This window comes from Pseudomonas sp. L13 (assembly GCF_009935965.1).
In the GTDB taxonomy this organism is placed as follows: Bacteria; Pseudomonadota; Gammaproteobacteria; order Pseudomonadales; family Pseudomonadaceae; genus Aquipseudomonas; species Aquipseudomonas lactis.
Genome location: NZ_QODJ01000110.1, coordinates 1 through 8874, shown reverse-complemented (window position 1 = coordinate 8874; position 8874 = coordinate 1). Strand labels below are relative to the sequence as shown.

Annotated in this window: 6 protein-coding genes; all 6 read left to right on the top strand. The window is 63.1% G+C overall.

Going from position 1 to position 8874, the window contains the following annotated elements; genetic code table 11:
• The first annotated feature begins 408 nt into the window (after positions 1–408).
• Entirely contained in the window at positions 409–498 is a 90-nt protein-coding gene (kdpF, locus tag DK871_RS27895) for a K(+)-transporting ATPase subunit F (protein ID WP_003218754.1), read from the top strand.
• 9 nt (positions 499–507) lie between these two features.
• Positions 508–2202: a potassium-transporting ATPase subunit KdpA gene (gene kdpA, locus DK871_RS27890; RefSeq protein WP_161907424.1), complete on the top strand. Its 1695-nt coding sequence runs from the start codon at positions 508–510 to the stop codon at positions 2200–2202.
• A 15-nt stretch (positions 2203–2217) separates the two neighbouring features.
• Positions 2218–4275: a potassium-transporting ATPase subunit KdpB gene (gene kdpB / locus DK871_RS27885; RefSeq protein WP_003189828.1), complete on the top strand. Its 2058-nt coding sequence runs from the start codon at positions 2218–2220 to the stop codon at positions 4273–4275.
• 27 nt (positions 4276–4302) lie between these two features.
• Positions 4303–4848: a potassium-transporting ATPase subunit KdpC gene (gene kdpC, locus DK871_RS27880; protein ID WP_161907423.1), complete on the top strand. Its 546-nt coding sequence runs from the start codon at positions 4303–4305 to the stop codon at positions 4846–4848.
• Positions 4849–4975: 127 nt separating this feature from the next.
• Entirely contained in the window at positions 4976–7618 is a 2643-nt protein-coding gene (locus tag DK871_RS27875; protein WP_161907422.1) for a sensor histidine kinase KdpD, read from the top strand.
• Between the two features lie 138 nt (positions 7619–7756).
• On the top strand, positions 7757–8446 hold the full coding sequence (locus DK871_RS27870; protein WP_161907421.1) for a response regulator: 690 nt from the start codon (positions 7757–7759) through the stop codon (positions 8444–8446).
• Positions 8447–8874: the final 428 nt, after the last annotated feature.

Sequence of the window (8874 nt, the reverse complement as noted above, 5' to 3'; positions counted from 1 at the left end):
TTTGGGTCCTTCCAAAAGTGACCCGCTGTCAGAGCGGAACCCTAAGTGGCCGTTACCGCAGCAATGGATATGTACGCGATCCAACTGTGTCGACTGTAAGGCCCTCTTCGCAGGCAAGCCAGCTCCCACATTTGAATCGTGGGGTGTCAGGTAGATCAGCGTCGGCTGTAAGGCCGTCACGGGAGCAGGTTCACTCGCCACAGGGTCAGTGTCGTACTGAAGTTGTGTAGATACCTATGCCGCGATGAGGCCCTCCCAGCCACTGCACATCTCCCTGTAAACCCCGCATAAACCCACTCTTTACGCCATCTTTACGCCCCACCCAGCCCCTCGCTCTCGTTCCTTTACACCGCTCCTGCGGACAATGCCCCCCACACGCGGCAATCGCCGCACGAAGGGGAGACTTCCATGAGCGTTCTGGACGGGGTGTCACTGCTGTTGGCCGTGGCGCTGTTCATTTATCTGCTGGTTGCGCTGTTACGCGCGGATCGGAACTAGGAGCGGGCTATGCACAGTTATGACTATTGGCTGATCATCGCCTTCTTCGCCGTGGTACTGGTGCCGGCACCGTTTCTGGGGCGGTTCTACTACAAGGTGATGGAAGGCCAGCGCACCTGGCTCACGCCCGTATTGGGGCCTGTTGAAAAGGCCTGTTACCGCCTCTCGGGCGTGGATGCGCAGCAAGAACAGAGCTGGCAGAAATACATGCTGGCCTTGCTCGCGTTCAACCTGGCGGGCTTCTTGTTGTTGTTCTCGATCCTGTTATTCCAGGGCTCCCTGCCACTGAACCCGCAGAAATTGCCCGGCCAGGAATGGACGCTGGCGTTCAACACTGCGGTCAGTTTCATGACCAATACCAACTGGCAGAACTACAGCGGCGAGGCGTCCTTGAGTTACCTCAGCCAGATGGCCGGCCTCACGGTGCAGAACTTCGTCAGTGCGGCGACCGGTCTCGCGGTCCTGGTCGCCTTGTGCCGTGGGATAGGGCGTAAATCTGCCCAGACCCTGGGCAACTTCTGGGTCGACATGACCCGCGCCACTCTCTATGGCCTGCTGCCGTTGTGCCTGGTGCTCGCACTGTTTCTGGTATGGCAGGGCGTGCCGCAAACCTTCGCCCACTATGTGGATGCCATCACGCTGCAGGGCGTGGACCAGGTGATTCCCCTGGGGCCGGCCGCCAGCCAGATTGCGATCAAGCAACTGGGCACCAACGGCGGTGGCTTCTTCGGGGTGAACTCGGCGCATCCGTTCGAAGACCCGACGGCCTGGGCCAACCTGTTTGAAGTGGCTTCGATCATTCTGATCCCGGTGGCGTTGGTGTTTACCTTCGGCCATTACGTCAAGGACCTGCGCCAGAGCCGGGCGATCCTTGCGTGCATGCTGGCGCTGTTCCTGATCGGCGGCGCGACGTCGCTGTGGTCTGAGTACCAGCCCAACCCAACCTTGAACAACCCGGCCGTGGAGCAAACCGCACCGCTGGAAGGCAAGGAAACACGCTTCGGCACCACCGGTACCGTGCTGTGGTCGGTGACCACCACCGCGGCGTCCAACGGTTCGGTCAATGGCATGCAGGACAGCCTCAGCCCCCTGAGTGGAATGGTGGCATTGATCAACATGATGGTCGGCGAAGTGATCTTCGGCGGTGTCGGTGCTGGCATGTACGGCATGTTGCTTAACGTGTTGATCGCGGTGTTCCTCGCCGGTTTGATGATCGGCCGCACGCCGGAATACCTGGGCAAGAAACTCCAGGCCAAGGAAGTGCAATTGCTGGTGGTGACCCTGCTGGTGATGCCGGTTGGCGTGCTGGTGTTGGGTGCCATCGCCGCCAGCCTGCCAGGCCCGGCGGGTGCCATCAGCAACCCTGGTCCTCATGGTTTCAGCCAGTTGCTCTACGCGTACACCTCGGCCAGTGCCAACAACGGTTCGGCGTTTGCCGGCCTCGGCGCCAACACCCCGTTCCATAACCTGATGCTGGGCCTGGGCATGCTGATCGGCCGTTTCGGCTACATCCTCCCGGTGCTGGCCCTGGCCGGCAGCCTGGCGATGAAGAAGACCGCACCGATTGGCCAGAACAGCTTCCCCACCCATGGCGCGCTGTTTGTGACCCTGTTGACCGTGACCATTTTGCTGGTAGGCGGCCTGACTTTCCTGCCGACGCTGGCGTTGGGCCCCATCGCTGAACACCTGAGCATGGGCTTCTAGTTAAGGGATATGAAAATGAATATGCCTGCAAAAAACGCGGCCCCGGTCAAAACCCAGGAGCCTGCCAAAACCGCCATCTCCGCTCTGTGGCGCCCTGCGCTGGTCCAGGCCTTCGTCAAGCTCGACCCACGCCAACTGCAACGCTCGCCGGTGATGCTGGTGGTCGAACTGACCGCCATCCTTACCACCGTGCTGTGCTTTGTGCCCGACACCACCGTTCCAACGTTTGTCGCCGTGCAAATCGCCGTGTGGCTGTGGTTCACCGTGCTGTTTGCCAACTTCGCCGAAGCCTTGGCCGAGGGGCGTGGCAAGGCCCGTGCCGACAGCCTCAAGGCCGGCAGCGAAGGCCTGAGCGCGCGTCGCCAGGAGGCCGATGGCAGCTTCAAAATGATACCGGCCACAAGCCTGCGCAAGGGCGATGTGGTACGTGTGGCTGCCGGGGAAATGATCCCCGGCGACGGTGAGGTCGTCGAAGGTATTGCGGCGGTCAACGAAGCGGCGATCACCGGCGAATCCGCCCCGGTCATCCGCGAGTCCGGCGGTGACCGCTCGGCCGTTACCGGCAACACGCGGCTGGTGTCGGACTGGCTGTTGATCCGCATCACCGCCAACCCCGGCGAGTCTACCCTCGACCGCATGATCGCCCTGGTGGAGGGCGCCAAGCGCCAGAAGACCCCCAACGAAGTCGCGCTGGATATCCTGCTGATCGGCCTGACCCTGATCTTCCTGCTGGTGGTAGTGACTTTGCAGCCGTTCGCCCACTTCGCCAATGGCAGCTTGCCTTTGGTGTTCCTGGTCGCACTGCTGGTGACGCTGATTCCTACCACCATTGGCGGCTTGTTGTCGGCCATCGGCATTGCCGGCATGGACCGCCTGGTGCGTCTCAACGTGATCGCCAAGTCTGGCCGCGCGGTGGAAGCGGCGGGGGACGTGCATGTGCTGTTGCTGGACAAAACCGGCACCATCACCTTCGGCAACCGTCGTTGCTCGGCCGTGGTCGCGGCGCCTGGCGTCAGTGGCCGCGAATTGGCCGAAGGCGCGCTGCTGGCGTCCCTGGCCGATGACACGGCGGAAGGCAAGTCCATCGTTGAATACCTGCGTGCCTTGCACCCACAGGCCGAGCCGAGCCTGGAGGCGTTGACCGCCGTACCTTTCAGCGCCGAGACCCGGTTGTCCGGTGTCGACTACCAGGGCCGTGTGTTCCGCAAAGGCGCGGTGGACTCGCTGCTGGCATTTATCGGCCAGCAACGCAGTGATCTGTTGCCTGCGTTGTCGCGGGAAATCGACAAGATCGCCCAAAGCGGCGGCACGCCCTTGCTGGTGTGCGCCGATGGCAAGTTGCTGGGGGCGATCCATCTCAAGGACGTGGTCAAGCCCGGTATCCGTGAGCGTTTTGCCGAGTTGCGCAAGCTGGGGATTCGCACCGTGATGGTCACCGGCGACAACCCGCTGACCGCCGCCGCGATTGCCGCTGAAGCGGGGGTGGACGACGTGCTGGCCGAGGCCACGCCAGAGAAGAAACTCGCGCGTATTCGCCATGAGCAGAACGATGGTCGCCTGGTTGCCATGTGCGGCGACGGTGCCAACGACGCCCCGGCGCTGGCCCAGGCTGACGTCGGCATGGCGATGAACGACGGCACCCAGGCCGCACGCGAAGCCGCCAACATGGTCGACCTCGACAGCGACCCGACCAAGCTGCTGGACGTGGTGCAGATCGGCAAGGAACTGCTGGTGACCCGTGGCGCGCTGACGACCTTTTCCATCGCCAACGACGTGGCCAAGTACTTCGCGATCCTGCCAGCGCTGTTCGCCTCGATCTACCCGCAACTGGGCGTGCTCAACATCATGCACTTGCAGAGCCCGCAGAGCGCGATCCTCTCGGCCATCGTGTTCAACGCGCTGATTATCGTGGTGCTGATCCCGTTGGCCCTGCGCGGCGTGCGCGTGCAGGCCGCGAGTGCTGCGGCTTTGTTGCGGCGCAATCTGCTGATCTACGGGCTGGGCGGGCTGTTGGTGCCGTTCGTGGGCATCAAGGCCATCGACATGCTGCTGACCGCGCTGCACCTGGTTTGACCTGTCCGATTTATTGAGGATTTGACTATGACAAACATCATCCGCCCGGCCCTGAGCCTGCTGGTACTCATGACCCTGATCACCGGCGTGGCCTACCCGCTGGTAGTCACTGGCGTGGCGCAAGTCGCCTTTCCCGACCAAGCCAACGGCAGCCTGGTACGCGACGCCAGCGGCAAGGTGCGCGGCTCCAGTCTGATCGCCCAGGACTTTAACGGCGATAGCTGGTTTCACCCACGCCCTTCAGCCGGTGCATTTGCCACAGTGTCCAGCAGTGCCAGTAACCTGGGCCCCAGCAATCCGGCCTTGGCTACTCGCATAGTCGAAGAGGCCAGCAAGCAGTCAGTACCTGGCCAGGGCCCGGTGCCACTGGCCTCGCTGACAACCTCCGGCAGCGGGCTTGATCCACACTTGCCACCGCAGGCGATTGCCTATCAACTGGCGCGAGTAGCGGCGGCGCGAAATGTGCCGGTGTCGACCTTGCAGCGGTTGCTGGATGAGCACATCGAAAGCCCGTTGGTTGGCCCGCCCGTAGTAAATGTCCTGGCCCTGAACATGGCTTTGGAAACGTTGTAAGCCAAGCGATCGCCATCGCGGGCAAGCCCGGCTCCCACATTTGGAATGCATTCCACTGTGGGAGCCGGCCTTGCCCGCGATGGCGGCCTTGAAGACTCTCTATAAATACCTGAAGGAACCCCCGAGCATGAGCGACGCCGGCCGCGCCGATGCCCTGTTAGCCGATCTGCCCCGGGACGGCCGTGGCCGGCTTAAAGTCTTCCTCGGCGCCGCGCCCGGTGTGGGCAAGACCTACGCCATGCTCCAGGCGGCCCATACCCAACTGCGCCAGGGCGTGCGCCTGATCGCCGGGGTGGTCGAAACCCACGGCCGCGCCGAGACCGAAGCCTTGCTCAGCGGCCTGCCGCAACAACCCCTGTTGCGCAGCGAATACCGTGGCGTGATGCTCGAAGAAATGGACCTCGACGGCCTGCTCGCGGCCAAGCCAAAGCTGGTGCTGGTGGACGAACTGGCCCACAGCAATGCCCCCGGCAGCCGGCATGAAAAACGCTGGCAAGACATCCAGGAATTGCTCGCCGCCGGCATCAACGTGTTCACCACGGTCAACGTCCAGCATCTGGAAAGCCTCAACGACCAAGTGCGTGGCATCACCGGTGTGCAAGTGCGCGAAACCCTGCCGGACTGGGTGTTGCAAGAGGCTGATGAACTGCTGCTGATCGACCTGCCGTCTCGCGAGCTGCTCGAGCGCCTGCGTGATGGCAAGGTGTATGTGCCCGAACAGGCGCGTGCGGCCATCGATGCGTTTTTCACCCAGACCAACCTCATGGCCCTGCGCGAGCTGGCCATGCAAACTGCCGCCGCCCATGTCGATGACGACCTGGCCCAGGGCTACCGCCAACTCGGCCAGGCCGCGCCGGCGGTGCGCGGGCGTTTGCTGGTCGGCGTGGATGGCGATGCCCAAGCCGAACGCCTGGTGCGCCATGCCAGCCGCGTGGCCCAGCGTCGGCATTTGCCCTGGAGCCTGGTGCATATCGATAACGGCCGCGCGCGGGATGAGCAATCGCGCCTGCGCCTGCAAAACGCCCAGCAACTGGCAGAGCGGTTGGGCGGGGAAGTGGTGTTGCTGCGCGCCGGGGAAGTGGCCAAAACCCTGATCCAGCATGCCGCCGAACGCCGCGCCAGCCTGGTGCTGGTGGGGCAGTCGCGGATGCGCTGGCGGCGGCGCCTGTTCGGTGGCGGCTTGGCCGCACGTCTGTTGCGCAATGCCCGCGGTTTGGAGATCAACGTCCTCGACAGCGATGACATGCCTGCACCGCCACGTCTGCCCGATGTGCGCGGTTTGGTGTGGTTCGATTACGCCTTGGCGGTGGTGGCGACCCTCGCCGCTGCCGCAGTCGCCTGGGCCGTGTCCAGTGCGTTGGCGCTGCCGAACATCTCGTTGGTGTTTCTCGCCGCCGTGCTGTTGGTGGCGGTGCGCAGTAGCCTGGGGCCGTCCCTGGTGTGTGCGGCGCTGTCGTTTCTGACTTACGATTTTCTGTTTATCCCGCCGAATTTTTCCTTCGCCATCCAGCGCGAAGAAGACGTGCTGACCCTGTTGTTCTTTCTGTTAATGGCGGCGTTGACCGGCAACCTCGCCGCACGCCAGCGCCGCCAGTTGCAGGCGTTGCGCGATACCCAGGAAGAAACCAGCGAGCTGCTCGACCTGTCGCGCAAGCTCACCGCTGCCACCGACCGCCAAGCCGTCATCAGCGCCGCCGCCCACCATCTGCAAGGTTGGAACGACCTCGACCTGTGCCTGGTCAATCGCGACGGTCAGGGCGGCTGGAAGGTCGAGACCGGTGGCCCGTTGACCCTCACCGAAGCCGAACGCGCCGCCGCCGATTGGGCCTGGCAGCATGATCAGCCGGCCGGCATGGGCACCGGCACCTTGCCGTTTGGGCGTTGGTGGTGGTGGCCGCTGTCGGGTGAAGAGGGGCCCTTGGGGTTGCTGGGTGTCAGTGCCAAGCCTGGCCTGGAATTGAGCGGGCAACGTCGACGTTTGCTCACCGCGTTGAGCCAACCGCTGGCCCAGGCGCTGGCGCGGGCACAACTGGGGCAGGAGTTGGAATCGGCGCGCCTGCACGGCGAAACCGAACAACTGCGCAGCGCTTTGCTCGCTTCCGTGTCCCACGACTTGCGCACGCCGTTGACGTCCATGCGCGGCAGCATCGACAGCCTGCTGGCCCTCGGTGAAGCCATCCCACTGGAGGATCGCCGCGAACTGCTCGAAGGCACTCGCGATGAAGCCGAGCGCCTCGACCGCTATATCCAGAACCTGCTGGACATGACACGCCTGGGCCACGGTGCGCTGAAACTGGCACGCGACTGGGTGTCGCCCGGCGACATCGTCGGCAGTGCTCTTGGGCGATTGCGCGCCGTGCTGGCGCCGTTGCAGGTGAGCACCGATGTGCCGCCGGAACTGCCTTTGTTGTATGTGCATGCGGCGTTGATCGAGCAGGCCTTGGTCAACGTGCTGGAAAACGCCGCACGGTTTTCGCCGCCCCAGGGCCGCTTGCAGTTGCGCGCTGGCGTGGACGATGACCAGTTGTTTTTTTCCGTGGCGGATGAAGGGCCAGGCATTCCCGAGGAAGAGCGGGGGAAGATCTTCGATATGTTCTATACCGCTGCTCGCGGTGATCGAGGCGGGCAGGGCACGGGCCTTGGCTTGGCGATCTGCCAGGGCATGGTCGGCGCGCACGGTGGGCATATCAGCGTGGCCGATGGCATTGACGGGCGGGGCACCTGCATCACCTTGTTTTTACCACTGCCCACACAACCCGCCCTGGAATAGCCCTGTAGGAGCGAGCTTGCTCGCGAAGGTCGTTAACGATAATGATGGCGTCCTGAATGCACGCGGTGCCTAGAGGTTTTTCGCGAGCAAGCTCGCTCCTACAGGGGGTGATTTTTTAATGGGTTTTAATGAGACACCATGAGCCAGACCGCGACGATTCTTGTCATTGATGACGAACAGCAGATCCGCAAATTCCTGCGCATCAGCCTGGCTTCCCAAGGCTATAAGGTGATCGAAGCCGGCACCGGCAACGAAGGCTTGGCGCAGGCGGCCTTGAGCAAACCGGATCTGCTGGTGCTCGACCTGGGCCTGCCCGACATGGACGGCCAACAGGTGCTGCGCGAGTTTCGCGAATGGTCCACGGTGCCGGTGCTGGTGCTGTCGGTGCGGGCCAGCGAAGGTCAGAAAGTCGAGGCTCTCGACGGTGGCGCCAATGACTACGTGACCAAGCCGTTCGGCATCCAGGAGTTTCTCGCCCGTGTGCGTGCGCTGTTGCGCCAGGCCCCGGCGGGAGAGGTCCAGGAAGCCGCCTTGAGTTTTGGCCCGTTGACGGTCGACCTGGCCTATCGTCGCGTGCTGCTCGACGGGGCTGAAGTGGCGCTCACCCGCAAGGAATACGCAGTGCTGGCGCAGCTCGCACGCCATCCGGGGCGGGTGATTACCCAACAGCAGTTGCTCAAGGACATCTGGGGGCCAACCCATACCGAGGACAGCCACTACCTGCGTATCGTGGTGGGGCACCTGCGCCAGAAGCTGGCGGATGACCCGACCCAGCCGCGGTTTATCGTGACTGAGGCGGGGGTGGGGTATCGGTTGCTAGGTGCCTGAATCTGTGGTGCCTGCGCTGGCGCCATCGCAGGCAAGCCAGCTCCCACAGTTGAAATGCATTCCCCTGTGGGAGCCGGGCTTGCCCGCGATGAGCATAGGTATCTACACAACTTTGGTATGACGCTGAACCTGTGGCGAGGGAGCTTGCTCCCGCGACGGCCTCAGAGCCGATGCTTATCTACCTGACGCCCCGCGATCCAAATGTGGGAACTGGCTTGCCTGCGAAGACGGCCTGCCAGCCGACCGGGATATTGGATTTGACCGAGTACATATCCATTATTTAGGTAACGGCCACCGATGGTTCCGCTCTGACAGCGGCTCACTTTTGAAAAGCCGGAATGCCGGCCCAGACAAAAGTAAGCAAAACGCTCTTGCCCCACCACTCGGCACCTCGCTTGGGCTCGGTGTGCCCGAACACAGGCTTGAAT

Coding starts and splice junctions, on each gene's coding strand:
- kdpB (WP_003189828.1), top strand. CDS start 2,218: ATGAATATGCCTGCAAAAAACGCGGCCCCGGTCAAAACCCAGGAGCCT.
- kdpC (WP_161907423.1), top strand. CDS start 4,303: ATGACAAACATCATCCGCCCGGCCCTGAGCCTGCTGGTACTCATGACC.
- kdpA (WP_161907424.1), top strand. CDS start 508: ATGCACAGTTATGACTATTGGCTGATCATCGCCTTCTTCGCCGTGGTA.
- DK871_RS27875 (WP_161907422.1), top strand. CDS start 4,976: ATGAGCGACGCCGGCCGCGCCGATGCCCTGTTAGCCGATCTGCCCCGG.
- kdpF (WP_003218754.1), top strand. CDS start 409: ATGAGCGTTCTGGACGGGGTGTCACTGCTGTTGGCCGTGGCGCTGTTC.
- DK871_RS27870 (WP_161907421.1), top strand. CDS start 7,757: ATGAGCCAGACCGCGACGATTCTTGTCATTGATGACGAACAGCAGATC.